Origin of the sequence: Nocardioides sp. CPCC 205120 (assembly GCF_048654585.1) — a bacterium.
GTDB lineage: Bacteria > Actinomycetota > Actinomycetes > Propionibacteriales > Nocardioidaceae > Nocardioides.
Genome location: NZ_JBMCYY010000001.1, coordinates 1796101 through 1822405, shown reverse-complemented (window position 1 = coordinate 1822405; position 26305 = coordinate 1796101). Strand labels below are relative to the sequence as shown.

At 75.6% G+C, this 26305-nt stretch carries 25 protein-coding genes and 1 tRNA gene; 15 read left to right on the top strand and 11 right to left on the bottom strand.

The genetic code is table 11. The annotated features are described in order from the left end of the window. Positions 1-131: 131 nt before the first annotated feature. The 4 genes from ACOACO_RS08510 to ACOACO_RS08495 are packed head-to-tail and all read left to right on the top strand — an operon-like array spanning position 132 to position 4917. On the top strand, positions 132-1319 hold the full coding sequence (locus tag ACOACO_RS08510) for an alpha/beta fold hydrolase (RefSeq protein WP_420295805.1): 1188 nt from the start codon (positions 132-134) through the stop codon (positions 1317-1319). Then, the gene (locus ACOACO_RS08505; RefSeq protein WP_420295804.1) at positions 1306-2700 is read left to right on the top strand and encodes an MFS transporter; all 1395 of its coding nucleotides are present in this window, start codon (positions 1306-1308) and stop codon (positions 2698-2700) included. The genes ACOACO_RS08510 and ACOACO_RS08505 overlap by 14 nt, the downstream gene beginning before the upstream one ends. Then, on the top strand, positions 2697-4181 hold the full coding sequence (locus ACOACO_RS08500; RefSeq protein WP_420295803.1) for a pyridoxal phosphate-dependent decarboxylase family protein: 1485 nt from the start codon (positions 2697-2699) through the stop codon (positions 4179-4181). Before ACOACO_RS08505 ends, ACOACO_RS08500 begins: the two co-directional genes overlap by 4 nt. A gap of 34 nt (positions 4182-4215) precedes the next feature. Further along, a complete protein-coding gene (locus tag ACOACO_RS08495) occupies positions 4216-4917 on the top strand; it encodes a uracil-DNA glycosylase (protein ID WP_420295802.1) in 702 nt (233 codons plus the stop codon). 25 nt (positions 4918-4942) lie between these two features. Here ACOACO_RS08495 and ACOACO_RS08490 read toward each other — a convergent pair whose 3' ends face one another. After that, the gene (locus ACOACO_RS08490) at positions 4943-5422 is read right to left on the bottom strand and encodes a MarR family winged helix-turn-helix transcriptional regulator (RefSeq protein WP_420295801.1); all 480 of its coding nucleotides are present in this window, start codon (positions 5420-5422) and stop codon (positions 4943-4945) included. Positions 5423-5501: 79 nt separating this feature from the next. Between ACOACO_RS08490 and ACOACO_RS08485 the strand changes: the two genes are divergently transcribed. The 6 genes from ACOACO_RS08485 (at position 5502) to ACOACO_RS08460 (ending at position 10058) form a co-directional block, all read left to right on the top strand. Next, positions 5502-6284: a dioxygenase gene (locus ACOACO_RS08485; RefSeq protein ID WP_420295800.1), complete on the top strand. Its 783-nt coding sequence runs from the start codon at positions 5502-5504 to the stop codon at positions 6282-6284. Positions 6285-6309: 25 nt separating this feature from the next. Then, positions 6310-7191, top strand: a complete 882-nt coding sequence (gene pdxY / locus ACOACO_RS08480; RefSeq protein WP_420295799.1) for a pyridoxal kinase PdxY — start codon at positions 6310-6312, stop codon at positions 7189-7191. 69 nt (positions 7192-7260) lie between these two features. Beyond that, positions 7261-8250, top strand: a complete 990-nt coding sequence (locus ACOACO_RS08475) for a pirin family protein (RefSeq protein ID WP_420295798.1) — start codon at positions 7261-7263, stop codon at positions 8248-8250. A 71-nt stretch (positions 8251-8321) separates the two neighbouring features. Beyond that, a tRNA-Thr gene (locus tag ACOACO_RS08470) sits at positions 8322-8397 on the top strand. 193 nt (positions 8398-8590) lie between these two features. Then, entirely contained in the window at positions 8591-8779 is a 189-nt protein-coding gene (locus tag ACOACO_RS08465; RefSeq protein WP_420295797.1) for a hypothetical protein, read from the top strand. Between the two features lie 7 nt (positions 8780-8786). Continuing rightward, positions 8787-10058, top strand: a complete 1272-nt coding sequence (locus tag ACOACO_RS08460; protein WP_420295796.1) for a DUF222 domain-containing protein — start codon at positions 8787-8789, stop codon at positions 10056-10058. Positions 10059-10230: 172 nt separating this feature from the next. On the opposite strand, the gene ACOACO_RS08455 is transcribed toward ACOACO_RS08460, so the two are convergent. Both ACOACO_RS08455 and ACOACO_RS08450 read right to left on the bottom strand, forming a co-directional pair. Further along, entirely contained in the window at positions 10231-10698 is a 468-nt protein-coding gene (locus ACOACO_RS08455; protein ID WP_420295795.1) for an SRPBCC family protein, read from the bottom strand. Positions 10699-10734: 36 nt separating this feature from the next. After that, positions 10735-11808: an alkene reductase gene (locus ACOACO_RS08450; protein ID WP_420295794.1), complete on the bottom strand. Its 1074-nt coding sequence runs from the start codon at positions 11806-11808 to the stop codon at positions 10735-10737. Positions 11809-11955: 147 nt separating this feature from the next. Here ACOACO_RS08450 and ACOACO_RS08445 point away from each other — a divergent pair, with 147 nt between their 5' ends. Both ACOACO_RS08445 and ACOACO_RS08440 read left to right on the top strand, forming a co-directional pair. After that, positions 11956-13209, top strand: coding sequence for a DUF4032 domain-containing protein (locus ACOACO_RS08445; RefSeq protein WP_420295793.1), 1254 nt, complete (start codon positions 11956-11958; stop codon positions 13207-13209). A 9-nt stretch (positions 13210-13218) separates the two neighbouring features. Beyond that, entirely contained in the window at positions 13219-14454 is a 1236-nt protein-coding gene (locus ACOACO_RS08440; RefSeq protein WP_420295792.1) for a GNAT family N-acetyltransferase, read from the top strand. A gap of 18 nt (positions 14455-14472) precedes the next feature. On the opposite strand, the gene ACOACO_RS08435 is transcribed toward ACOACO_RS08440, so the two are convergent. The 3 genes from ACOACO_RS08435 to cysS are packed head-to-tail and all read right to left on the bottom strand — an operon-like array spanning position 14473 to position 18579. After that, a complete protein-coding gene (locus ACOACO_RS08435; protein WP_420295791.1) occupies positions 14473-16170 on the bottom strand; it encodes a metallophosphoesterase in 1698 nt (565 codons plus the stop codon). Further along, positions 16167-17126, bottom strand: coding sequence for a 23S rRNA (guanosine(2251)-2'-O)-methyltransferase RlmB (gene rlmB, locus ACOACO_RS08430; protein ID WP_420295790.1), 960 nt, complete (start codon positions 17124-17126; stop codon positions 16167-16169). The genes ACOACO_RS08435 and rlmB overlap by 4 nt, the downstream gene beginning before the upstream one ends. A gap of 1 nt (position 17127) precedes the next feature. Further along, positions 17128-18579, bottom strand: coding sequence for a cysteine--tRNA ligase (cysS, locus tag ACOACO_RS08425; RefSeq protein ID WP_420295789.1), 1452 nt, complete (start codon positions 18577-18579; stop codon positions 17128-17130). Positions 18580-18709: 130 nt separating this feature from the next. Here cysS and ACOACO_RS08420 point away from each other — a divergent pair, with 130 nt between their 5' ends. Beyond that, positions 18710-20035 (top strand): peptidase C39 family protein, encoded by a 1326-nt coding sequence (locus ACOACO_RS08420; protein ID WP_420295788.1) that lies wholly within the window; start codon positions 18710-18712, stop codon positions 20033-20035. A 30-nt stretch (positions 20036-20065) separates the two neighbouring features. On the opposite strand, the gene ACOACO_RS08415 is transcribed toward ACOACO_RS08420, so the two are convergent. Beyond that, the gene (locus ACOACO_RS08415) at positions 20066-21646 is read right to left on the bottom strand and encodes a molybdopterin-dependent oxidoreductase (protein ID WP_420295787.1); all 1581 of its coding nucleotides are present in this window, start codon (positions 21644-21646) and stop codon (positions 20066-20068) included. A 140-nt stretch (positions 21647-21786) separates the two neighbouring features. Between ACOACO_RS08415 and ispF the strand changes: the two genes are divergently transcribed. Further along, on the top strand, positions 21787-22248 hold the full coding sequence (gene ispF / locus ACOACO_RS08410) for a 2-C-methyl-D-erythritol 2,4-cyclodiphosphate synthase (protein WP_420296318.1): 462 nt from the start codon (positions 21787-21789) through the stop codon (positions 22246-22248). A gap of 23 nt (positions 22249-22271) precedes the next feature. Here ispF and ACOACO_RS08405 read toward each other — a convergent pair whose 3' ends face one another. Then, the gene (locus tag ACOACO_RS08405) at positions 22272-23069 is read right to left on the bottom strand and encodes a MerR family transcriptional regulator (RefSeq protein ID WP_420295786.1); all 798 of its coding nucleotides are present in this window, start codon (positions 23067-23069) and stop codon (positions 22272-22274) included. Between the two features lie 45 nt (positions 23070-23114). Beyond that, positions 23115-23468 carry a nitrite reductase small subunit NirD gene (gene nirD / locus ACOACO_RS08400; RefSeq protein ID WP_420295785.1) on the bottom strand — a complete coding sequence of 118 codons (354 nt, stop codon included), beginning with the start codon at positions 23466-23468 and terminating at the stop codon, positions 23115-23117. Positions 23469-23616: 148 nt separating this feature from the next. Here nirD and ACOACO_RS08395 point away from each other — a divergent pair, with 148 nt between their 5' ends. Beyond that, a complete protein-coding gene (locus ACOACO_RS08395) occupies positions 23617-24357 on the top strand; it encodes an IspD/TarI family cytidylyltransferase (protein ID WP_420295784.1) in 741 nt (246 codons plus the stop codon). Here the strand turns inward: ACOACO_RS08395 and ACOACO_RS08390 are convergent. Further along, positions 24344-24922 (bottom strand): 2-C-methyl-D-erythritol 4-phosphate cytidylyltransferase, encoded by a 579-nt coding sequence (locus ACOACO_RS08390; RefSeq protein WP_420295783.1) that lies wholly within the window; start codon positions 24920-24922, stop codon positions 24344-24346. The genes ACOACO_RS08395 and ACOACO_RS08390 overlap by 14 nt on opposite strands. A gap of 10 nt (positions 24923-24932) precedes the next feature. Then, positions 24933-26204: a glycosyltransferase family 4 protein gene (locus tag ACOACO_RS08385; protein ID WP_420295782.1), complete on the bottom strand. Its 1272-nt coding sequence runs from the start codon at positions 26202-26204 to the stop codon at positions 24933-24935. Positions 26205-26305 lie beyond the last annotated feature (101 nt).

Here is a 26305-nt window from a genome sequence, read left to right as displayed (position 1 = left end):
CGGTCACGCCGGCGGGAACCGCTCGCGGTCGAGCGCGCCGCCGCCGTGGCGTCACGGACCGCGCCGGGCGAGGTGACCGGTGGGTAACGAACCCTCCCCCGGGCCCGTGGACCGGAGGTACCTTGCCCCCCATGGACCTCCTCCCGAAGCCCGACCAGGTCATCTCGGCCACCGGCAACGTGGCGCACAAGGTGCTCTACGGCGGGCTCGCCGACCTGCGCAAGATGCCGCGGGTGCTCATCGACGACGGTCAGCTGCGCGAGGTCTACCACTACCGCCCGGACCCCTCGGTCCCCGAGACCGGCGACCCCGTCCTGCTGGTCACGCCGCTCGCGGCACCGGCGAGCTGCTTCGACCTGCGGCGGGGCTGCTCGCTGGTCGAGCACCTCGTGGCGCAGGGGCGTCCGACGTACCTCGTCGAGTACGGCCAGGTGTCGTTCCGCGACCGCAACCTCGGCATGGAGCACTGGATCTCCGAGGTGGTGCCGACCGCGATCCGGGAGGTCGCGCGGCACTCCGGCGGTCGCCCCGTGCACGTCGTCGGCTGGAGCCTCGGCGGGATCTTCGCGGCCCTGACGCTCGCCGGCGACGCCGACCTGCCGGTCGCCTCCCTCACCGTGGTGGGCTCGCCCTTCGACCTCAGCAAGGTGCCGCTCATCGCCCCGCTGCGCCCGCTGCTCAACCTCGACGTGCTGCCGCCGCAGCTGCGCGCGGTCACGCGGGTCTACCAGACCATGGGCGGCGCGCCCCGCCCGCTCGTGCGGTGGGCCTTCCAGCTCAGCGCCTTCCAGAAGCTGGTGACCAAGCCCCTCGCGCTCGCGGCCAACCTCGACGACGCCGACTTCCTGGCGCAGGTCGAGGCCGTCAACGCGTTCACGGCCGGGATGATCGCCTACCCCGGCCGGTCGTTCGGGCAGCTCTACCACCGCATGTACCGCGGCAACGCCCTGCTCAGCGGCACCTTCCCGCTCGACACCCCCGACGGCCCGCGCGAGATCCGGGTCGCCGACATCACCTGCCCCGTGCTGGTGTTCGCCGGCGCGACCGACGGCATCGCGCCGGTCAGCGCCGTCAAGCCGCTGACCGAGCTGCTGACCGGGGCCGAGGAGGTGCAGTTCGAGGTCGTGCCCGGCGGGCACCTCGGCATGCTCACCGGCCGCGCCGCCCGCGGGACCACCTGGCGCTCCATCGACGAGTGGGTCGACCGGTGGTCGACACCGCGCCCGGGCGCGGCCCCGCCGACCCCGCCCCGCGCCGACCGGATCGGTTCCAACCCCAGCCGCCGCTACGGATCGGCGGCGTCGCGTGCGTTCGGCTGAGCGCCCGGCCCCCTCCCCCGCCACCAGCGCGCTGCCCCGCTCGGTCCGCCTCGGGTACGGCAGCGGCTCGGTCGCCACCGGCGCGTTCGGCACGGTGCCGGGCCTCATGCTGCTGCCCTACCTGACCGACGAGCTGGGCGTCGCCGCCCTGTGGGCGGGCATCCTGGTCGTCGCCCCCAAGGCGTGGGACGTCGTCGTCAACCCGGTGGCCGGACGGATCACCGACCGCACGCGCGACCCCCGCGGGCCCCGCCGGCCGTGGCTGCTGCGCGCCGGGCTCCCCCTGGCCGCGCTCTTCGCGCTCGTCTTCGCCTCCCCCGGTCTCGAGACGCAGTGGCTCGAGGCGGCGTGGGTGCTGGTGGCGTTCCTGGGCTGCGCGACGGCGTACGCGTTCTTCCAGGTGCCCTACGTCGCCATGCCCGCGGAGATCACCGACTCCTACGACGAGCGCACCCGCCTGATGACGTGGCGCGTCGCGATCCTCGCCCTCACGATCCTCGTGGCGGGGGCCAGCGCGCCGGCGATCCGCGACGCCGTGGGCGGGCGCGACGGCTACCGCGCCATGGGCCTGACGATCGCCGTCATCATCGCGGTCGGCGTGGTCGGGGCGTACGTCGGCACGCGCCGCGCCCCCGTCCTCGCGCCCGCCGCGGGGGCCGGCAGCCTGCGCGACCAGCTGCGCGTCGTGTCCCGCGCCCGCGACTTCCGGCTGCTGCTCTCGACGTACGTCGTGCAGGCCCTCGCCGTCGGCACCATGCTCGCCGGCGTCGACTACCTCGCCCGCCACGTGCTCGACGACGCGTCGCTCTCCACGCCCCTGTTCGTCTGCTTCGTCGGCCCGGCCCTGGTGCTGACCCCGGTGTGGACGCGGTACGGCGAGCGGGTGGGCAAGCAGCGCGGGTTCGTCGTCGCCTCGCTCGTGCTGGCCGCGGGCGCCGCCGCGACCGCGAGCGCGCTCGTGGCACCGCTGGTCGTCGTCGCGCTCGCCGTCGCCGTGGTCGGCGTCGGGTACGCCGGCACCCAGGTCTTCCCGCTGGCGATGCTGCCGGACGCCGCGGCGGTCGACGCGCGCCGCACCGGCGAGAACCGGGCCGGCGTCTACACCGGCGTGTGGACCGCGGGCGAGACCGTCGGCCTGGCCCTGGGCCCCGGCGTCTTCGGCGTCGCGCTCGCGCTGGGGGGCTACGTGTCGAGCACCGGGGGCGCGTCGGCGCAGCCGGACTCCGCCGTCACCGCCATCGCGCTCGGGTTCTCCCTCGTGCCCGCCGCGCTCGTGCTGCTCAGCCTGCTGTGGCTGGGCCGCTACGCCCTCGACGCCTCGACCGTCGCGGACGCGACCGGGCACGCGACCGGGACCCCCGACCGGACGGAGCCGGCATGAGCGAGCACCAGCACCCCGTCCTCGCCCGCCTCGAGGAGCTGCAGCGCGGTGACCTGCCGACGCACGGCGGCCGGACGCTGGCCTACGTGTACGACGCCGGCCTGCCCGAGGTCGACCGCGTCGCGCGGGCCGCGGTCGCGGCGTACGCGGCGACCAACGGCCTCGACCCGACCGCGTTCCCCAGCGTGCTGGTGATGGAGAACGAGGTCGTCGGCGCCACCTGCGACCTGCTGGACGCGCCGGCGTCGGCCGTCGGCACCGTCACCTCGGGCGGCACCGAGTCGGTGCTGCTCGCCGTGCAGGCCGCCCGCGACGCCCGGCCCGACCTCGCCGCGGCCGGGCTGCGGCCCCGGATGGTCGTGCCGTCGACGATCCACGCCGCGTTCCACAAGGCGGCGCACTACTTCGGCGTCGAGACCGTGGTCGTGCCCGTCGGTCCCGACTTCCGCGCCGACGTCGCCGCCACGCGGGCGGCGGTCGCGGCCGACGCCGACCGCACGGTGCTGGTGGCGGTGAGCGCCCCGTCGTACGCCCACGGGGTCGTCGACCCCGTCGCGGAGGTGGCCGCGATCGCGGCGGAGCACGGCGTGCGCTGCCACGTCGACGCCTGCATCGGCGGGTGGGTGCTGCCGTACGCCGCGCGCCTGGGCCGCGCCGTGCCGCCCTGGACCTTCGCGGTGCCGGGCGTCACGAGCATCTCGGTGGACCTCCACAAGTACGCCTACGCCCCCAAGGGCACCTCGGTGCTGCTCCACCGCGACGCCGGCCTGCGCCGGCCGCAGTTCTTCGCGGAGGCGGACTGGCCGGGCTACACGATGCTCAACACCACGATGCAGTCGACGAAGTCGGGCGGCCCGCTCGCCGGGGCGTGGGCGGTGCTGCGCACCATCGGCGACGCCGGCTACCTCGAGCTGACCCGCACGGTGCTCGACGGCGTCGACCGGCTCGTCGCCGGCCTCGCCGACCTCCCCGGGCTCGACCTCGTCGCCGCGCCCGACTCGACCCTCGTCGCCGTGGCCGCCGACGGCTCCTGCGACGTCTTCACGGTCGCCGACGAGCTCGCGGTCGACGGCTGGCTGGCGCAGCCGCAGCTGTCGTACGCCGGGCAGCCGCCGACGCTCCACCTCTCCCTCAGCGCCGCCACCGACGTCGCGGGGCTGCTCGTCGCCCTGCGGCGCGCCGTCGAGGCCGCGCGGGCCGCGGGGCCGGTCGCGCTCGACGCGGACGTGGTCGGGTTCGTGCAGGCGCTCGACCCCGCGACGCTCGACGACGCCGCGCTCGACGGGCTGCTCGCCGCGGTCGGCATGGGGGCCGACGCGGACGGCGGGCTCGCGCTGCCGGAGCGGATGGGCGAGGTCAACGCGCTCCTCGACGTCGCCTCCCCCGCCCTGCGCGAGGCGCTGCTGTCGGCGTTCCTCGACCGGCTGTCCCGGCCCGTGCGCGGCGGCGGACCTGGCAGCGGACCCGGCAGCGGCCGCTGACGGGGCGTTCCGCGCGACCGGGCACGATGGCCCCGTGGGCAGCCTGGACGCACTGGTGGAGAAGGGCCTCGTCGCCCCCGACTGGGCCGAGGCCCTGCGCGGGGTCGACCCGGCGATCGACGAGCGCATCGCGGCGATGGGCGCGTTCCTGCGCGAGGAGCTCGCCGCCGGGCGGCCCTACCTGCCGGCGGGCGACGCCGTCTTCCGGGCCTTCCAGCGTCCCTTCGCCGACGTGCGCGTGCTGGTCGTCGGCCAGGACCCCTACCCCACCCCGGGGCACCCGATCGGGCTGTCGTTCGCGGTGGCCCCCGACGTGCGGCCGGTGCCGCGCAGCCTGGAGAACATCTACCGCGAGCTGCGCGACGACCTCGGTGTGCCGACGCCCGACCACGGCGACCTCACGGCGTGGGCCGACCAGGGCGTCATGCTGCTCAACCGCTGCCTCACGGTGCGCCCGGGCGCCTCGGCGTCGCACCGCGGGAAGGGCTGGGAGCACGTGACGGCGACCGCCATCACGGCGTGGGTACGGCGGGGTGGCCCCCGCGTCGCCGTGCTGTGGGGACGCGACGCCCAGGGGCTCGCGCCCCACCTCGGGGACGTGCCGTCCGTCGCCTCCCCCCACCCCTCCCCGCTCTCGGCGAGCCGGGGCTTCTTCGGCTCGAAGCCGTTCAGCAAGGTCGACGCGCTGCTGCGCGAGCAGGGCGGCGAGCCCGTCGACTGGCGCCTGCCGGCCTGAGGCTGCGGCGTCCGGGCCGTCGCGCTCAGCCCTCGAGGGTGGTGAGCCCCGAGGCGTCGAGGTTGGCCCGGATGGTGCCGGCGATCGCCGCGAGCTGGTCCACCTGCTCGGGCGCCAGGCCGTCGAAGACGAGCTGGCGCACCGCACGGACGTGGCCAGGCGCGGCGGCGACGAGCACGTCGTACCCCTCCGCGGTGAGCGAGCACTCGGTGACCCGACGGCTGACCGGGCTCGGCGTGCGGGCGAGCCAGCCGCGGGCCTCGAGCTTCTTCACGACGTGGGAGAGCCGCGAGAGCGAGGCGTTGACCTGCACGGCCAGCTCGCTCATCGGCAGGCGCCGCTCGGGCACGTCCGACAGCATCGCCAGCACCTGGTAGTCGAAGTGCGTCATCCCGGAGTCGCCCTGCACCTGCGAGTCGAGCGCGGGGCCCAGCCGCAGGAGCACGCCGACGAGCGCCAGCCACGCCTCCATCTCGGCGTCGTCGAGCCAGGGTCCGTCGGTCACGGGCGCACCCTACCCACCGCTGACACTTGAAGGTTCAAGCGAATCGGCCTAGGCTTCCCCCGACCCAGGAGGAGCCCCCATGACCACGACCGCCGACCGGATGCCCGCCCTCTACATCGGGCACGGCGCGCCCCCGCTGCTCGACGACCCGATGTGGTCGGGGCAGCTGGCGACCTGGGCGCAGGAGCTGCCGCGTCCCACCGCGATCCTCGTCGTGAGCGCGCACTGGGAGTCGGCGCCGGTCAGCCTGACCGCGTCGGGCGCTCCCCTGGTCTACGACTTCGGCGGCTTCCACCCGCGCTTCTACCGGATGACCTACGCGACGCCGGACGCCACGGCCCTCGCCGCCCGGGTGGCCGCGATGATGCCGCGCACCCAGCCCGTGCACCAGCACGCCTCCCGCGGCCTCGACCACGGGGCGTGGGTGCCGCTGAAGATCATGTACCCCGACGCTGACATCCCCGTCCTGCAGATGTCCCTGCCGACCGACGACCCCTACCGGCTGCTCGCCCTGGGCGAGCGCCTGCGCCCGCTGCGGGACGAGGGCGTGATGATCGTCGCCTCCGGGTTCCTCACCCACGGCCTGCCGTTCCTGCGCGACTTCAGCATCGACGCGCAGGCACCGGGCTGGTCGGTCGACTTCGACCTGTGGGCCGCCGACGCCCTGGCCCGGGGCGACGTGGACGAGCTCGCGGCGTACCGCTCGAAGGCGCCCGGCATGCCCTACGCCCACCCGACGGTGGAGCACTACACGCCGCTGTTCGTGGCCCTCGGCGCCGCCCTGCGGGCCGACGAGCCGTCCGACCAGCGCATCGACGGCTACTGGATGGGGCTCGCGAAGCGCTCGCTGCAGGTGGCCTGAGGCGCGCCGTGGGAGGATCGCGCCCGTGAAGATCCTGTCGATCCAGTCGTCGGTCGCCTACGGGCACGTGGGCAACTCGGCGGCCACCTTCCCGCTGCAGCGCCTCGGCCACGAGGTGTGGCCCGTGCTCACCGTGCACTTCTCCAACCACACGGGGTACGGCGCGTGGCGCGGCCCGCTGCTCGCCCCCGCGGACGTCGCGGACGTCATCCGGGGCATCGGCGAGCGCGAGGTGCCCGGGTCCGACGGGAAGCCGGTGAGCGTGCTGGCGACCGCGGACGCGGTGCTGTCCGGCTACCAGGGCGCCGAGGAGGTGGGCGCCGTCGTGCTCGACGCGGTCGCCCGGGTGAAGGAGCTCAACCCCCGCGCCGTCTACTGCTGCGACCCGGTGATGGGCGACGTGGGTCGCGGCATGTTCGTGCGGCCGGGCATCCCCGAGTTCATGCGCGACCACGTGGTCCCGCACGCCGACGTGCTGACCCCGAACCACTTCGAGCTCGACTTCCTCGCCGGCACGACGACGCGCACGGAGGCCGAGGTGCTCGACGCGGTCGACAGCGTGCGCGACCGCGGACCCCGCGACGTGCTGGTCACGAGCGTCATCACCGACGCCACGCCGGCCGGCTCGCTCGAGGTCGTCGCGGTCTCCGACGACGGTGCCTGGGCGGTGACGACCCCGCAGCTGCCGATCACGCCGAACGGGTGCGGCGACGTCACGTCGGCGCTCTACCTCGCGCACCTGCGCACCACCGGCTCGCCGCAGGTGGCGCTGGAGCGCACGACGTCGTCGGTGTTCAGCATCCTGGAGGCGACCATCGCGGCGGGCACGCGCGAGATCCAGCTCGTCGGCGCGCAGGCGTCGATCGCGAACCCGCCCGAGCGCTTCACCGCCCGCCAGCTGCGGTGACCGGGCGTCGGGAATGCCGCCGACGCGGATCTAGTTCATCTTTCAACTAGACCGACGAGGAGGCTCCCGATGCCTGCTGTGACCGTTCCCGACTGGACCGTCCTCCCCCGCACCGTCGCCGCCCTGCCCGGCGCGGAGGACCGCGCCGTGGTGAAGGTGACGACGGCCCCGCGGGGCTACGAGGGCGAGGGCTTCCCCGTGCGGCGCGCGTTCGCCGGCGTCGACGCCCGGATGCTCGACCCGTTCATCCACCTCGACCAGATGGGCGAGGTGGAGTACGCCCCCGGCGAGCCCAAGGGCACGCCCTGGCACCCCCACCGCGGGTTCGAGACGGTCACCTACATGATCGACGGGGTCATGGACCACCAGGACAGCCACGGTGGCGGCGGGTCCATCACCGACGGCGACACCCAGTGGATGACCGCCGGCTCCGGCCTCCTGCACCTCGAGGCGCCCCCGGAGTGGCTCGTCGCCCGCGGCGGGCTGTTCCACGGCCTGCAGCTGTGGGTGAACCTGCCGCGCGCCGACAAGTGGCTCCCGCCGCACTACCAGGACCTGCGGGCCAGCGAGGTCGGGCTGGGCACCTCCCCCGACGCCGGCGCGCTCATCCGGGTCATCGCCGGCGAGGTCGACGGCATCCGGGGCCCGGGCAGCACCCGCACGCCCATGGCGATGGTCCACGCGACCGTCACGCCCGGCGCCGAGCTCGTGCTGCCGTGGCGCACCGACTTCAACGCGCTGGTCTACGTGCTGAGCGGCGACGGCTACGTCTCGGGCTCGCGGCGTCCCCTGCGCAGCGGCCAGCTCGCCGTGCTCGGCCACGGCGAGACCGTGACCGTCGGCGCCGACCGGACCCAGGAGTCGCGGCACGACGCGCTCGAGGTCGTCGTGCTCGGCGGCGAGCCGATCCGCGAGCCCGTCGTTTGGATGGGCCCGTTCGTGATGAACACCCGCGCCGAGGTGGTCCAGGCGTTCGAGGACTTCGGCAAGGGCCGGCTCGGCACCATCCCCACCGTCCCCCACGCCGACGTGCACGGCGAGATCACCGACCCCGCCTGAGGCCCCGACCGGGCCGGGACGCGCGACCCCCTACGATGGCCGCGCGTCCCGGCCGCCCCGCGTCCGGCCGCGCCGGTGTAGCTCAGTCGGTAGAGCGCTTCTCTTGTAAAGAAGATGTCGCGGGTTCGAATCCTGTCACCGGCTCCACGCCCTACCCTCGCCCCCGTCGTGTCGGTGGTCGAGGTGGCCGCGCCCGGTCCGGTGGTTGAGGTGGCCGCGCCAGTCCGGTGGTCGAGGTGGCCGCGCCGGTCTGGTGGTCGAGGTGGCCGCGCCGGTCCGGTGGTTCAGGTGGCCGCGCCGGTCCGGTGGTCGAGGTGGCCGCGCCGGTCCGGTGGTTGAGGTGGCCGCGCTCGACGCGGTGGTTGAGGTGGCCGCGCTCGACGCGGTGGTTGAGGTGGCCGCGCCAGCGGCCCTCGAAACCACGTCTGGCACGCCGGCGGCCGGGCACCAGACGCCCGCTGACCTGCGCAAACTCGTTCTGTGGAGAACTGTCGACCGCGGCCGAGAATGTCGGTGGTCGCTGGTGTGATGGACTCATGACCGAGACGGCGCTGCACCCCATCACCGGGGTCGCCGCGCGCCTGCACGAGGACCTCGACGACGGCTTCGACCTCGGTCTCCTAGCCCTCGGCCCGACCGAGACCGGCGCCGCGCTCGTCGAGCTCGAACGAGCCGCGAACCGCCTCGCCGCACTCCAGTCGCGGCTGCTTGCCCACGCCACCGAGGTGCGGGTCGAGGACGAGACCGGCGCCCCGTCGACCGCGGTGTGGCTCGCGAACGCCACACACGTGACGCGCGCGGAGGCCCACCGCCGCGTCCGCGTCGCGATCGCCACCGACGAGCGGTACGACGCCCTCGCCGCCGCCTGTTCCTCCGGCGAGGTGTCACCCGGGCAGGCCGAGGTGGCCGCGCGCGCCCTGGACGATCTCGATGACGGGCCGACAGGGTCGGTCGACCCCGGGGTGCTCGCTGACGCGGAACGAGCCCTGGTCGGGTTTGCCGCCGACCACGACGCCAAGGACCTGCGGGTGCTGGGGCGACGGATCCTCGACATCGTCGCCCCCGCCGTGGGTGAGGCGCGTGAGGCGGGGCTGCTGGCGAAGGAGGAGCGCGAGGCGGCTGCGAAGGTCCGGCTGACGATGCGCGAGGACGGGCAGGGCTGTGTGCACGGCCGGTTCACGGTGCCGGAGATGCACGGCGCGATGTTCGCCAAGATGCTCGACGCCATCGCTTCGCCGCGTCGTAACCACCTCCGCGTTGACCCTGCTGCTGACGCTGCTGACTTCGCCGACGTCCGGCCGGTGTGGGAGAGGCGCGGCCTCGCGTTCGTCGAGCTCATCGAGCGGATGCGTGACGCCGACCTGCCCGACGCGGCCGGTGCGGGCGCGACGGTGGTGGTGACCATGCAGGTCGACACCCTGACCGGTGGACTCGCGGCCGCATCCCTCGACACCGGTCACCGCATCTCCCCGGGCGAGGCCCGGCGGCTGGCGTGCAGCGCGGACCTGGCCCCGGCTGTGCTGGGCACCAAGAGCGAGCTTCTGGACCTGGGGCGTTCCGCGCGGTTCCACAACAAGCCCCAGCGCATCGCACTGATCCTGCGCGACAAGGGCTGCACCGCCGAAGGATGTGACGCCCCGCCGCACCGCTGCGAGGCCCACCACGACGATCCGTGGTCACGCGGCGGCAAGACCTCGGTGGCCCGCGGACGGCTGCTCTGCTGGCGCCACCACCGCGTCGCGCACGACCCGACGTACCTCACCGAGAGGCTCGGCACCGGGAAGCTCAGGTTCACCCGCCGGAACTGATGAGCTGCACGCGCTCGCGCGCACTCGCGACCCCGGCCGTGGTTTCGAGGGCCGCTGGCGCGGCCACCTCGACCACCGAACCCGCGCGGCCACCTCGACCACCGAACCAGCGCGGCCACCTCGACCACCGGACCCGCGCGGCCACCTCGACCACCGGCTAAGCGCAGCCACCTCACCCACCGCGGGCGGAGCGCTCCGCCACCTGCTGCACGTACGCCGCGCGCTGGCGCAGCAGCCGACGCAGGTACGGCGCGAGCACCGCCCGTGCGACGACCGCGCCGACGGGCCCCAGCGGCGCGGTGAACGTCATGCGGTCGACCATCTCGGTCCGTCCGGCCCCACGCTCGTGGAACTCGTGCTCGTGGCGCATCGCCCGGAACGGGCCGCGCACCTGCTCGTCGACGAAGCGGTGCGGGCGGTCGAGAGCCGTGACACGGCTCGTCAGGGTCCACACCAGCCCGAGGTGGCGCGCGCGGAACGTGACCTCGTCGCCGAGCCCGAGCCGGCGGCTCCCGCTGCTGGTCGTCGCCCGTTCCTCGCTGCCGGCCAGCGACGCGGCGTGCACGTCGACGTCCAGCTCGAGGTCGAACACGACCGCGGCCGGGGCGTCGACGAGCGTCCTCACCTCGATGTCGGTCACGCCCCCGATCCTAGGAACGGGGGCGCGGCCGCCACCTCAGGCGCTCAGCGTCGGGTAGTCGGTGTAGCCCCGCGCGCCGCCGGCGTAGAACGTCGACGCGTCGGGCTCGTTCTCCGGGTGCTCGTGGCGCCAACGCTCCACGAGGTCGGGGTTGGCGATGGCGGCGCGGCCGACGGCGACGACGTCGGCGTGGGCGGCCTCGACGAGCTCGAGGGCCTCGGCGCGGGTGGTCACCGTCCCGAAGCCGCTGTTCGCCATGAGCGGGCCGTCGAAGCGGCGGCGCAGCTCCTGCACCAGGTCGCCCGCGGGCTCGCGGTGCAGCACCGACAGGTAGGCCAGGCCGAGCGGGCGCAACTGGTCGAGCAGCGCGCCGTACGTCGCGAGCACGTCCGCGCGGTCCGGCTCGAGGGCGTCCTGGATGCCGTGCTCGGGCGAGATCCGCAGCCCGACGCGCCCGGCCCCGACGGCCTCGGCGACGGCGGTGACCACCTCGACGACGAAGCGGGCGCGGTTCTCGGGCGAGCCGCCGTACTGGTCGTCGCGGACGTTCGCCGCCGGCGAGAGGAACTCGTGCAGCAGGTAGCCGTTGGCGCCGTGCACCTCGACCCCGTCGAGGCCGGCGGCCACGGCGCGGCGGGCGGCGGCCACGAAGTCGTCGCGGACCTCGTGGGCCTCGGCGACGGTGAGGGCGTGCGGCACCGGGTAGGGCTGCTTGCCCTTCTCGGTGTGCACCGAGCCCTGGATCGCGACGGCGCTGGGCGCCTCGACGCGACGGCCGCCGTTGACGTCGGGGTGGGTGACGCGCCCGCCGTGCATCACCTGCATGACGATCGTGCCGCCGCGCTCGTGCACCGCGTCGGCCACCCGCGCCCAGCCGGCCTGCTGCTCGTCGGTGACGATGCCGGGCTGGCCGACGAACGCCTGCGACTCGTGCCGGGGGTAGGTGCCCTCGGTGACGACGAGCCCGAGACCGGCGCGCTGCGCGTAGTGCTCGACGAGCAGCTCGTCGGGCACGCCGGAGGCGCCGGCACGCATGCGGGTCAGGGGCGCCATGGCCACGCGGTTGGCGAGCCGCAGCTCGCCGAGGGCGACGGGGGTGAAGAGGTCCACGGGGGGCTGGAACGGCGTACCGCCCCGGGCGCATTCCGGCGCCGGGTCGACTGCGGCACGCGTCACACGGCGACCCCGGCGGCCCCCGCCGCGACGCACCACCCGTCGCGGCGCACCTGGCGTAGGGTCGCCCGCGGAGGTTCTGCCATGGCACTGCGCATCGTCGCCAACCGGCCCGACCCGGCGCTGGTCGGCCTGCCGTGGTCCACCCCGCTCGAGGAGTGGACCGAGCACGTCGTCCCGCTCCCCCGCGGCCTGTCGCGCCACGTCGTGCGCATCGTGCAGCTGCCCGGGCGCGGCGGCCGCCCGCCCGCGACGTACGCGGTCAAGGAGACCCAGGAGCCCCTCGCGTTCCGCGAGCACCGCCTGCTGCGCGACCTGCGCCGCGCCGGCCTGCCCTCGGTGCGCCCCGAGGCCGTCGTCACCGGCCGCACGGGCGCCGACGGCCAGCCGCTGCCCGCGGCCCTGCTGACCCGCCACCTGCGCTTCTCGCTGCCCTACCGCAGCCTGTTCTCCCACGGCGCCAGCACCGACGACGTCCCCTCCCTCGTCGACGCCCTCGTCGTGCTGCTCGTGCGGCTGCACCTGCAGGACTTCTACTGGGGCGACGTCTCGCTCTCCAACGTGCTCTTCCGCCGCGACGCCGGCGGGTTCGCGGCGTACCTGGTGGACGCCGAGACCGGCGAGTGGCGCTCGCCGCTCTCCCCCCGCCTGCGGGAGTACGACGTGGAGGTGGGCTGCCAGAACGTCTTCGCCGAGCTCATGGACCTCCAGGCCGCCGGCTCGCTGGCCGCCGACTTCCAGCCGCGCAGCGTGGTGACGATGCTGCAGGAGCGCTACGACGCCCTGTGGAACGAGCTGACCGGCGAGGAGGAGTTCGGCACCGACGAGATGTGGCGCATCGAGCAGCGGGTCGAGCGGCTCAACGCCCTCGGGTTCGACGTGGAGGAGCTCGACATCGTCACCGACTACGACGGCGACCAGGTGCGGATCCAGCCGCGCGTCGTCGAGGCCGGCCACCACCGCCGCGAGCTGCAGGCCCTCACCGGGCTGGCCGTCGAGGACGCCCAGGCCCGCCGCCTGCTCAACGACATCGCGGCCTTCACCGCCCACTTCGGCCTCGGCGGCACCGACCGCAGCCTCGTGGCCCACAAGTGGCTCAACGACGTCTACGAGCCGCTCGTGGCGATGATCCCGCCGGACATCCGCGGCAAGCTCGAGCCGGCCGAGGTGTTCCACGAGGTGCTCGAGCACCGGTGGTACCTCTCCGAGCAGGCCGGCCACGAGGTCGACATCTTCGCCACGGCCCGCGACTACATCGACACGGTGCTCGCCCGGCGCCCCGAGGAGGCCGTCACCGCGACGGAAATCGAGTCGAGCGAGGCCGCCGGCGCCCCGTAGGTTGCCCGCATGAGCCTCGACGTGCGGCGCCTCGGTCCCGACGACCCCGAGGCGGTCACCGCCGCCTCCCGCGCCCTCGGCGCCGAGGCGTTCGGCTCGACGCCGCCGGGCGCCACCCCGCCGCCGATGCCCGCCCCCGGCAGCTGGCCCGACGGCGTCGGCATGTGGGCCACCTTCGACGCCGCCGACCCCGACCCCGCCGACGGCAGCCCGCGGATGGTGGCGCGGGTCCGCACCCACGACTACACGTCGTGGTGGGGCGGCGCCGCCGTGCCGACCTGCGGCTTCGCGGGCGTCGTCGTCGCCGCCGAGCACCGGGGCCGCGGGCACCTCACCGAGCTCCTCCGCCGCTCGCTGGGCGAGGCGGCGGCCGCCGGGGCCGCGGTCAGCACGCTCTTCCCGACGGCGCCGGGCATCTACCGCAAGTTCGGCTACGAGCTCGTCACCTCCTTCGACACCGTCGAGCTGCCCGCCGCGGACCTCGCCGGCGTGCGTCCCGCGCCCGCGGTCACCGTGCGCCGGGCCCGGCCGGCGGACCTGCCGGCCCTCACCGCGACGTACGACGCGTGGGCGTCCCTGCAGAACGGCCCCCTGACGCGGCGCGGCCCGCTCTTCGCGGACGAGACCCTGATCGACGAGGTCACCGGCGTGACCCTCGCCGAGACCGACGGCCCCGACGGGCCCCGTGTCGTGGGCTACGCCGCGTGGGAGCGCGGCACCGGCTACGGCCCCGACCGACTGCTGGAGGTCGAGGACCTCGTCGCCCTCACGCCCGACGCGGCGCGCGCCCTGTGGCGCGTCATCGGCTCGTTCTCGTCGGTCACGGGCCGGGTCCGGCTCCACACCTCCGACCCGGACACCGCGCGGCTCGTGCTGCCGTCGCTGGCGTGGCAGCGCGTCGAGAGCCACCCCTACATGCTGCGGCTGCTCGACGTGCCCGGCGCGCTCGTCCCCCGCACCTTCGCCGTCGACGGCGAGGCCACCTTCACGGTGGCGGGCGACCTGCTCGGCCTCGTCGACGGCACGTGGCGGCTGCGCGTGGTCGACGGCGTCGCGGAGGTCGAGCCGACGACGTCGACGACCGCGCCCGTGCTGAGCGTCGCCGGACTCTCGCTGCTGTACGCCGGCACCCAGGGCCCCGCGAACCTGCGGGTGGCCGGGCACCTCGAGGGCCCGGGGACGTACGACGCGCTGCTCGGCGCCTGGTTCGGCGGGCGCCAGGTGCACGTGCGCGACTACTTCTGAGCCACGCGCCGGCCGGGCTCAGCCCGTGGGGCCGCCGTCGTCCGCCGGCGCGCCCTCGTCCGCAGGCGCCCCGTCGTCGGTGGGGCCGGCGGTGTCCTCGGGGGCCGCGGGCTGCTCCGGCGCCGTGGTCGGGACGTCCGTCGGCTCGCCGTCGGCGCCGGTCGTGGTCGGCGCGTAGTCGAGCTCGACGTACTCCCCCACGTCGAAGCGGCCGTTGGTCTGCAGCACGACCCACTGCAGGCCGACGGGGCGGCCGTCGCGGTAGGTGATGAGGGTGGTCTCCGCGGGCCGGCGGGGCTTGCTGCCGACCGCGATCGCGTACGCCGCGCCCCCCGTCGTGCCGCTCGTGTAGGTGTAGCCCACCTCGCCGTTCTCGCCCTCGACCGCGCTCGGGCCGGAGCGGACGTGGATGTGGCCGCCGACGACCAGGTCGACGCACCCCTCCGCCAGCGCGTCACGGCCGAGCGCGGCGTCGTGCACGAGCAGGGTCGCGACGCGCTCGTCGGCGTCGCAGGCCGCCTCCGTGACGAGGTCGCGCACCTCGCCGAAGCTGAGGCCCGTCTCGTCGCGCCAGTTGCCCAGGCCGCTGGAGCGCGGGTCGTCGACCCCCAGCAGGGTCGCCCCGCCGGGGCCCTCGACGACCTCGCCGTCGACCGGGCGCTCCCACCCGGCGTCGGCCAGGTAGTCGCCGACGAAGTCGCCGTTGTCGTGGTTGCCGGTGATGGAGTAGCGCTCCAGGTCGCCGAACGCCGACTGCAGCGAGTCGAGGCTGAACGCCTCCCACGGCTGGCCCGTCGAGGTGTCGTCACCGGCGTCGAACACGGCCGTGGCGCCGCCGGCGTCGGCGATCGCGCGGGCCACCGGGTCCATGCCGATGTTGTCGTGGCGGTCGGTGACGAGCACGACGACCGTCTCGTCCTCCTGGGGCTGGCGCACCTCGAGGTCGGCGGCCGCCTCGGCCGCGGCGGAGTAGAACTCCAGCGAGCCCTCGTAGGTGGAGATCGCGCTCTCCACCAGCCGCCGGGTCTGGGCGGTCACGGCGTCCTGCCGGACCTCGACCGCCCGGGCCTCCTCCGGCAGCGGCACGGCCGCGCCGAGGAAGTCGCCGAGGCCCTGCCAGGTGCCGACCTCGTCCTGGGTCTGCGCGGTCGTCGTGGTCTCGGGGTCCCACGGCTGCACGAGGAGCACGACGCCCGTCGCGCCGGCGGCCACGACCGCGACGCCCCGCCAGCTCGCGGCGCCGCGCAGCAGCTGGCGCCGTCGTGCCGGCCCCAGCAGCAGCCACAGCGCGACCGGGACGGCGCCCAGCACGACGCCCCGCAACGCGGCCGAGAGCGCCATGTCGGTGACGAGGCCCGTGACCTTCTCCACCTGGCCCTCCGGCTGCGAGGCGATGAAGGCGTAGCGCTGCACCAGCTCGTCGGTCGAGCCCACCTCGGTCTTGCCGAGCTCGACGTCGACGCCGACCCGGCTGTCGACCGGCACCCGCACGTCCGGGAGCAGCGCACCCGGACGGATCACGGCGTACGGGTCGAACGTGGGGGACACGACGGCGTCGTGGCCCGCGATGACCGTCTCGCGGCTGCTCGCCAGGAACAGCAGCACGCCGACCACCACGGACACCACCGCCCAGGTGGCGACGGCCACCACGACGGCCGCGACCGCGCCCGGGCGCCGCCACCACCGCCGGGGGGACGCGGCCGAGCTCGGGGTCACGCCGTGGCCCGCGCCTGGCTCACCGCGTAGAGGGCGACCGAGGCCGCGACGCCGGCGTTGAGCGACTCGAGGTCGCCCGCCATGGGGATCGAGACCAGCTGGTCGCAGTGCTCCTTGACGAGCCGCGACAGCCCCGCGCCCTCGGAGCCGACGACGACCACCAGCGGACCGTCGCCCAGCTCGAGGTCGGGCAGCGAGACGTCGCCGTCGGCGGCCAGGCCGACGATCATCAGGCCCGCGTCGGCGTAGGCCTTCAGCTGGCGGTTCAGGTTCACGGTCTGCGCGACCGGGATGCGGGCGGCCGCCCCGGCCGAGGTCTTCCACGCCGAGGCGGTCATGCCCGCGGCCCGGCGCTCGGGGATCAGCACGCCGTGGGCGCCGAAGCCCGAGGCCGAGCGGATGACCGCGCCCAGGTTGCGGGGGTCGGTGACGGAGTCGAGCGCGACGATGAGCGGCGGCTCCCCCATCTCGTCGGCGCGGTCGAGCAGGTCGTCGGGGTGGGCGTACTCGTACGACGGGATCCGCGCCGCCATGCCCTGGTGGACCGCACCACCGGTGAGCCGGTCGAGCTCGGTGCGCGAGACCTCGGCGATGGCCATGCCCCGGTCGGCGGCGAGCCCGAACGCCTCGCGCAGCCGGCCGTCGCGCTCGGCGCCCTCGGCGACGTAGAGCGCCGTGGCGGGCACGCCCTCGCGCAGCGCCTCGACCACCGAGTTGCGCCCGGCGATCCACTCGGCGTCGCTGCTGCCGCGGCGCCGCTGGGCCGGACGACCCGGGGTCGAGGAGCGCTGCGCGGCGTTCTTCGTCTTGTGGGCCTTGTGGTAGGGCCGGTCCTCGGCCCGGGGGGTCGGGCCCTTGCCCTCGAGGCCGCGGCGCACGCGCCCGCCGGACCCCGCCGTGGGGTTGCCCTTGCCCGTCTTCTTGATCGCGCCCTTGCGCTGCGAGTTGCCCGCCATGTCAGCCCTCCCGGCCGTCGGTCGTGCTGTCGGTGGTTGCCGCGAGCGCCCACGTGGCGCCGTCCGGCCTGTCGGTGACCTCGATGCCGGCCGCGGCGATCCGGTCGCGGATCGCGTCCGCCGTGGCGAAGTCCTTGGCCGCACGGGCCGCGGCACGCTGCTCGAGCAGGGCGCCCACGAGCACGTCGAGCGCGCTCGTCAGCCCGGCGTCGGCCGCCGCGCTGGGCCACACGTCGTCGGCGGGGTCGAGGCCGAGCACCCCGAGCATCGCCCGCACGGCGACGGCGTGGCGCAGGGCCGCGTCGCGGTCACCGTCGGCCAGCGCCCGGTTGCCCTCGCGCACGACGTCGTGGAGCACGCCGACGGCTGTCGAGGTGCCGAGGTCGTCGTCCATCGCGGCCGTGAACGGCGCGGGCAGCACGGCCAGCAGGTCGTCGCCCGGGGCGGTCGAGCCGACCGCGGCGGCACGCTCGAGGAAGCCCTCGACGCGGGCGAACCCGGCCGCGGCCTCCGCGAGCGCCTCGAAGCTGAACTCCACGTGGGAGCGGTAGTGCGCGGCGACGAGGTAGTAGCGCAGCTCGATGCCGCGGAAGCGCTCGAGGATGGCCGGGATCGACAGGGTGTTGCCCAGCGACTTGCTCATCTTCTCGCCCGCGGTGGTGATCCAGGCGTTGTGCATCCAGTACGACGCGAACGGGTGCCCGGCCGCGCGCGACTGCGCCTGCTCGTTCTCGTGGTGGGGGAAGCGCAGGTCGAAGCCGCCGCCGTGGATGTCGAAGGCCTCGCCGAGGTACTTGCCGGCCATCGCCGAGCACTCGACGTGCCACCCCGGCCGCCCGCGGCCCCACGGCGAGGGCCACGACGCGGTGACCGGCTCGTCGGGCTTGTGGCCCTTCCACAGCGCGAAGTCGCGGGGGTCGCGCTTGCCGCGCGGGTCGGCGTCGGCCGCCGCCTCCATGTCGTCGACGCGCTGGCGGGTCAGCTCGCCGTACGCCGGCCAGGAGCGCACGTCGAAGTAGACGTCGCCGGAGCCGTCGTCGGCGGCGTAGGCGTGGCCGCGCCGGACCAGCAGCTCGATGAGCTCGAGCATCTCGGGCACGTGGCCCGTGGCCGCCGGCTCGTACGTCGGGGGCGCGACGTTGAGGGCGGCGTACGCGGCGCTCAGCTCGCGGTGCATCGCCTGGGCGTGGGCGTACCAGGGCCGCCCGGCGGCCCGCGCCTTGGCCAGGATCTTGTCGTCGACGTCGGTGACGTTGCGGATGAACGTGACCTCGAGCCCGCGGGCGGTGAGCCAGCGGCGCAGGACGTCGAAGTTCACCCCGGAGCGCACGTGGCCCACGTGGGGCTCGGACTGCACGGTCAGGCCGCACACGTAGACACCGACGCGACCCTCGACCAGGGGCACGAAGTCACGGACCTCGCGGGCAGCGGTGTCGTACAGCCTCAGCGTCACCCGCACGATTCTAGGTGCGGCGCGGGCCTGTGCCGACTCGGCGCCGCCTGCGACCCCACCAGTCCCGTGCGCACCAACGACCTCACGCGTATCGGCTGACAGGGCGGCGGGGCCGACGTACCCTCGACCGGTGGACCAGCCCACCTTCCCCCCGGCCTCTCCCGCACCGCTCCCGAGCACCTCGTCCGGCAGCGCCCTGCACCGTCGCACCCTGCTGCGCGTCCCCGCCGTCGCGGCCGGTGGCGTCGCCGCCGCGGGCGTGCTGGGGACCGCGTCGCCCGCCGAGGCCGCCGCCGGCGACCGGCTCGTCATGTACCGCAACTGGGAGGGTCCGCGCCTGCTGCGCCAGGGTGCGCTGGACCGGGTCGTCGTCGACTCCGCGGGCCGCCTCGCACTGGCCGCCAGCCCCCGCCTGACCACCACGCTCAACGGCCGCGCGTACGTCGGCGGTGCCTGGCACTCCCCGTGGATCACCGAGTCCTTCGGCTTCACCGAGCTGGTGCCGTCGTGGAAGGCCGAGACGCCCGGCGACAGCTTCGTGGTCATCGAGGTCCGGGGGCGCGACGCGTCGGGCCGCCTGTCGAGCTGGGACACCGTGGCGCGCTGGGCCACCGGTGACTCCAAGGTGCGGCGCACCTCGTTCAGCAGCCAGAGCGACGACCTCGCCACGATGGCCGTCGACACGTGGAAGGCGAACAGCACCGCCGGCCTGCGCGGCTTCCAGCTGCGCGTCGGCCTCTACCGCCTGCGCGGCGCGACGACGCCCAGCCCCACCGTCACCGCCATCGGCGCCATGACGTCGCGGCTGCCGTCGACCTGGCGTGCCTCGGCGCCGCTGGGCATCGTCCGCACCCTGCCCGTGCCGCAGTTCTCGCAGATGGTCCACAGCGGCCACTACCCGTCGTACGGCAACGGCGGCCAGGCATGGTGCTCACCGACCTCGGTGTCGATGGTGCTGCACTACTACCGCGCGCTGCCGACCTCGAGCGCGTACTCCTGGGTGCCCGCCGGCCACCCCGACCCGTGGATCGACCACGCGGCGCGGATGGTGTACGACGCGGAGTACCGCGGCTGCGGCAACTGGCCGTTCAACACCGCCTACGCCAACCAGCGCGTCGCCTCGGCCTTCGTCACCCGTCTGCGCAGCCTGCGCGAGGCCGAAGAGTTCATCGCCTACGGCATCCCGCTGGTCGCCTCGATCTCGTTCGGGCGCGGCGAGCTGGACGGCTCCCCCATCGGCGCGACGAACGGTCACCTGCTCGTCATCGCCGGCTTCACGCCCGAGGGCGACGTCGTGGTCAACGACCCGGCGGCGCCGCGCAACTCGAGCGTGCGCCGGGTCTACCAGCGGGCGCAGTTCGAGCGGGCGTGGCTGCCGCGCTCGGGCGGGCTCGTGTACGTCATCCGCGACGCGGCGACGCAGCTGCCGCCCCGGGGCACGCGCCGCAACTGGTGAGCCGGGCGGGCGTCCGTTCGCCCGCCCGCGTCACGCCTCGGGCGCCACGACCTCGACGGTGACCTCGTGGAGGCCGGTGGCGCCGGCCCCGTCGTCGACGACCGCCGACTCCTGCACCCCGCCGAGGCGGTCGCGCACCCGCACGCGCACCCGGTGGGTGCCCGCCTCCAGCTCGACCGCGGCGCGCCACTGCGCCCACGCGTCGTCGAGGCGTACGTCGCCCAGCACCGCCCGCTGCCAGTCACCGTCGTCGACCGCGACCTCCACGGCCTCGACGCCGGCGGGCGGGGCCCAGGCCGTGCCGGCCACGTCGACCACGCCGGGCGGCACCTCGGCGCCGTCGGCGGGCACCTCGATGCGCGACGACAGCCGCACGGGCGCCGTCAGCGGCCGGTCCGCGTCCCAGGTCGGCCCGACGACGTCGAGCCGCGTGACCTCCCAGTCGACGACCCACTTGCAGGCGGCCACCCCGCCGTACAGCCCGGGGACGAGGGTCCGCACGGGGAAGCCGTGGTCGAGCGGCAGCGGCTCGCCGTTCATGCCGAACGCGAGCAGCGCGGAACGACCGGGGTCGCCGAGCACCTGGGTCGTGGTGACGCAGCGCCAGCCGTCGGCGCCCGTCTGCACGACGGCGTCAGCGCCGGGCAGCACCCCCGCGCGCTCGAGCAGCGCGCTCGTGGGCACCCCGCTCCACCAGGCGTTGCCGACCCGGTTGCCGCCCACCTCGTTGGTGAGCCCGACGAGGGTCGTCCACTGCTCCCGGGTGGTCATCGCGATGAGCTCGGCGTAGCCGACGACGACCTCCCGCTCGACCTCGCCGTGGATGCGCAGCGTCCAGTCCTCTGCGGCGGTGGTGGGCACGACGATGGCGGAGTCGACGCGGTAGAAGTCGTCGTTGGGGGTCTGCCACGGCCTCACGCCGATCACCCCGACGTCGGCCCCCGCCGGGACCCGGGGCTCAGTGACCATGGTGAGGCGCAGCAGGCGGCGCCCCTCCTCGACGGCGCGTCGGCCCCGCCCGACCACTTCTCCCGTCACGGCCAGCACGACGCCGACGACGGCGACGGCGCCGGCCGCCGCGAGGAAGCCCCGCCGGCCGGTCAGCACGGCGAGGCGCCGCACCGCCGGACCGTCCGGGACGGCGGGGGCGGGATCGGTGCCGGCCCGGCCGGCGTCGCGGCGCAGCGCGATCGCCAGGCCGAGCAGGGTCGCGCCGTACCCCAGCACGCCCGCCGCCACCGGCAGCAGGTCGAGGAGCCCGGCGTCGGGCCGCACGAGGGTCAGCGCCGCCCCCACCGCACCGACACCCGCCGCGACGACGGCGGGGCGGCGCCAGCCGCGGGCGGCGGCGATGCCCGAGGAGAGGGCGAGGCCGGCCACGACGAGGGCGACGAGCAGGGTGAGGAGCGGGCCGGTCGCGATCGCGACGAGGTCGATGCCGTTGTGCACGACGTACTCCGACGGCAGCAGGCGCTGCACCGCCTCGCGCACCCCGAGCAGGGGGCCGGTGTGCAGGGTCAGGGCGCCGGCGGCGAGCTCGCTGACGCCGAACCCGAGGAGGGCCGCGACGAGGCCGGAACCGGCCCACGCGACGCGGGTGCGCTCCTCCACCGCCCGTCCCCCTCCTCGGCCCTGGTCGCCGACGCCTGCGCGCCCCGTGCGGCGCGTCCGGCATGATGCCCGACGTGACCGTATCCGGCGACGCCCCCGTCCACGGCCAGCCCCACCCCCTCCCCTTCCCGCTCCCCCGTGTGGGGGTCGGCACGGACGTGCACCGGTTCGCGACGGGGGTCCCGATGCACCTGGCGGGCCTGCACTTCCCCGACGAGACCCGGGGCCTCGAGGGCCACTCCGACGCCGACGTCGCCGCCCACGCGGCCTGCGACGCGCTGCTGTCGGCGGCCGGCCTGGGCGACCTGGGCTCGAACTACGGCACCGCGGACCCGGCGTGGGCCGGCGCCCCCGGCACCGCCCTGCTCGCCGAGACGGTACGGCGGGTGCGCGCCGCCGGCTTCGCGGTCGGCAACGTCGCGGTGCAGGTCATCGGCAACCGGCCCCGGATCGGCGCGCGCCGGGCCGAGGCCGAGGCGGTGCTGAGCGAGGTGGTCGGGGCGCCGGTGACCCTGTCGGCCACCACGACCGACGGGCTCGGGCTCACCGGGCGCGGGGAGGGCGTGGCCGCCGTGGCGACCGCGCTCGTCGTACCGGTCTGAGGCCCCGCCGGCCGCGCGGCTGGCTAGCCGCCGAACGACCCGAGCGACCCGTCGTCGCCGCCGAAGAGCGCCTCCGCCTGCTCGCCGGTCAGCGCGCCGAGCTCCTCGGCGAGCGCCTGCTCGATGACCCGCGCGAGCTCGTAGCGGAACGAGGCCAGCACGGCCTGGCTGACGACCGGCAGCAGCGTCTCGATGCTCCCGACCAGGGCGGGCCACTTCTCCTCGGGCATGCCCTCGCCGAGGAAGCGGCGCCACACGTCGTCGCGGAAGGCCTCGACGTACGCCCCCGCCATCCGGCCCAGCAGGTCCTGCGACTGGCCGAACAGGTCGAGCACCCGCTCCTTGCCCAGCCCCAGGCGCATCGCCTGCGCGCCGGCGCGCACGAGCGCGGGCCGCAGCAGGCGCACCGTGTCGGGGTCGACGCGCACCAGCAGGCCGCGCTCCTCCAGCCGGGCGACGAAGTCGTCGTCGTGCTCGATGCCGGCGAGCTCGGCGAGGGTCTCGACCGAGATCTCCTCCGGCTCGACCGTGCCCCCGACGGGCCGGGTGAGCAGCGTGAGGAGGTCGAGCGCGTGGGTCTCGGGCACGTGGGGGTTCTCGGCGAGCGCCTTCTCCACGGCGTTGAGGGTGTAGCCGCGGTCGAGGAGGTCGCGCACCAGCGCGAGGCGGGCGACGTGCTCCTCGCTGTAGTAGCCCTTGCGGCCCACGAGCCGCGGCGCGGCCATGAGGCCACGGGTCGCGTACGCGCGGACGTTCCGCACGGTCATCCCGACCCGTGCGGCGAGCTCGTCGATCGTCATCTCCCCGTGGCGCGCACTCATCGCGGCCATCATCGCAGGGAGGTCCCCAACCGCGGGGCACGACGCTCAGGCAGCCGCCTCCTGGCGGCGCCCGCCGACGAGCACGACGCCCTCCACGACCCGCACCTCGTACGCCGGCACCGAGACCGTCTCGTCCTCGCGGCAGCGCCCCGTGCGCAGGTCGAAGGAGCGGCGGTGCACCGGCGAGGCGACGAACGGCACCCCGTCGCGCGAGCCGACGATGCCGCGCGCCATCACCGACGCGTGCGCGAACGGGTCGTGGTTGCCCAGCGCGAACACCCGGTCGTCGGGGAGCCGGAACAGCGCGATGGCCTGGCCGTGCACCAGCGCGGTCGCGCCGCGCTCCACCTCGAGCTCGGCCACGCGGCAGACCGGTCGCCACTCCTGCGCCCCGCCCATCGGGCCCCCTCGCTCCGGCGGACCCGCTGCGCCCGGCGGGCGCCGCGAGGCCCGAGATCTCGCTGGTCGCTCGGAAACTAGGCTCTGCGTGTCAACGCCGCGTGTCGGTGTGTAACGCCCGTGGAAACAACCGTCCGGAGGGAGCGCCGTGAGCGCCGCCGTCGTCCTGCTCGCCGCCGGTTCCGGCACCCGTGTCGGCGCCGGGGTCAACAAGGTGCTGCTGCCGGTGGCCGGTGCGCCGGTGCTCGTGCACGCGCTGCGCACCGCCCTGGCCGTCGACGGGGTCGACCACCTCGTCGTGGTGGTGCGCCCCGGCGACGAGGCGGAGGTCGCCGACGCCGTGGGCCCGCTGCTCCTCGACCACGAGGGCCGCGAGGTGCGGGTGACGGTGGGCGGGGCGACGCGGCACGCCTCGGAGCGCGCGGCCCTGCGGGCGCTCGAGGCCGAGGTGGACGACGGACGGGTCGACGTGGTCGCCCTGCACGACGCGGCCCGCCCGCTCGCCGCCCCTGCCCTGTACGACGCCGTGCTGGCCGCCGCCCGCGAGCACGGCGGCGCGGTCCCGGCGTACCCGCTCACGGGCCTCGTGCGCCGCCACGGCGGCCCGGTGCCGGGCACGGGTCGCGGCACCCGCACCGTGGCGGTGCAGACGCCGCAGGCGTTCCGGGCCGGGGTGCTGCTCGCGGCGCACCGCTGGGCCGAGGAGACGGGGTTCACGGGCACGGACACCGCGTCGTGCGTCGCCGCCTGGGCCGCCCGGCCGGAGCACGGGGGGCCGGAGCACGGGGGGGCGGAGGTGGGGATCGTGGCGGTCCCGTCGGACGCCACCAACCTGAAGGTGACGTGGCCCGGCGACGTGCGCGTCGCCGAGCACCTCATCCGGCCGTGAGCGCCTCCAGCACGGCGACGTCGGCGACCGAGGACACGCGGCCCCCGCTGGCGGGCACCTCGACCAGCACCACGGGGTAGCGCGCCTGCAGCACGGTCGTCAGCGCCGCGAAGTCGGTCGACGGCAGCCGCTCCAGGTCGGCGACGACGGCGGCGGGCAGCACGACGGGCGAGGCGACGGCGGCGAGCCCGTCGCGGTCCACGGTGCCGCCCAGCACGCCCCCGCGCTCCAGCTTCACGGTGTCGGTGACCGGGCGCACGCCGACGACCACCACGTCCTCGGCGACGGCCCGGCGCACGCACTCGAGGATCACGCCGGCGTCGAGGAGCGGGCAGAGCGCGTCGTGCAGCACGAACGGAACCCCGGCCTCCTGCACGACCTCCCACGGGGTGCCGAGCGCGACGGCCTCGACCTCCGCGGCCCCCAGCGCCCAGGAGGCGCACGCGACGAGCGACTCCCCGTGGACGAGCGCGAACGGCAGCGCGCCGCGCCCCTCCTCCACGACGGCACCCCAGACGGGTCCCTCCACCTCGGGGTACGCCGGCTGCTCGCTGTCGTGGGTCACGGTCGTCAACCTAGCCCGCGACGTCCGCGCCGACGCCGCGCAGCACCGAGCGGTAGACCTCTGTCGTGCGCGCCGTCATCTCGTCGGCGGTGAAGCGCTCCGCGAAGCGGCGGCGGCCCTCCGCACCCTGCGCGGCGCGGCGGTCGGGGTCGCGCAGCAGCCCGGCGATCGCCTCGGCCAACGCCTCCGCGTCGCGGGGGCGCACGAGCTCGCCGGTGCGACCCGGCTCGACGATCTCGGCGGTGCCGACGACCGAGGTGCCGACGACGGGCAGCCCGGCGTCCATCGCCTCCATGACGGCCAGGGGCATCCCCTCGTGCAGCGAGGGCAGCGTGAAGACGTCCGCGGCGTCGAGCAGGTCACGGGCGTCGGAGCGGTGGCCGACGAGGTGGAGGGCGTGCGCCACGCCGAGCGCCTCCGCCTGCGCGCGCAGCGCCGCCTCCAGGTGCCCGGAGCCGACGACGACGACCGCAAGGTCGGGCCACTGCGCGAGGAGGTGCGGCAGGGCGTCGACGAGGTAGCGCTGCCCCTTCATCACCGTCAGGCGGCCCACCGCCATGACGACCGGCCGGCGCTCGTCGAGCCCGAGGGCCCGGCGGGCGGCGGCCCGTCCCGGCCCACGGCCCCGCGGCCGCACGCCGTTGGGCACGGTGGTGAGGAGCTCGGGCGGCACGCCGATCCGCAGGTAGGTCGCGCGCTGCGCCTCGGAGACCGTGACGAGGTGGTCGACGTCCGCGATCGCGGCGAAGAACGGGTCGCGCTTGCGCCGCTCCGACAGCATCCACGGCAGGTGGAGGGTCTGCACCACGGCCGGCACGCCGGCGGCCCGGGCCGCGCGGGCCCCGTCGAAGTTCTCCCGGCCGGTCCCGACGTGGGCGTGGAACACCTCGACGTGGCGGCGGCGCAGGTGCGTCGCGATCGCGGCGGCGAACCCGGGGTCCCGGGGGTGCGGCAGGGCGACGGGGGCCGCTCCGGCGGTGGCCGCCCGCTCCAGCAGCCGTCGGCCCGGACCGGTGGGCCACGCCATCAGGGTGACGTCGGCGCCGCGCTCGACGAGGCAGGCGGCGAGGTCGAGCATGTGCTGGCCCATCCCCGACGGGTCGGCCGAGGGCGTGTAGAGGCAGGTCGCGGGCGGGACGGACGACGCGGGCGGGCGGCGCGGGGCCCGCAGGACCCGGCGTCCCCGGCCGATGTCCGGGTGGGGGTCCCGTCGTACCTCCGGACGGGCCTGCGGACGGGCGCCGGGGTGGGTCCCGGGGAACGTGGGCGTGTCGTGCGTCATGCGACCTCCTTCCGTGCCGTTACCCGGCACGGCGGTCGTTCAGGCGGGACGCACCGGGCGCCGGGACGTCGAAGGCCCCCGGGGTCTCACCCCGGGGGCCT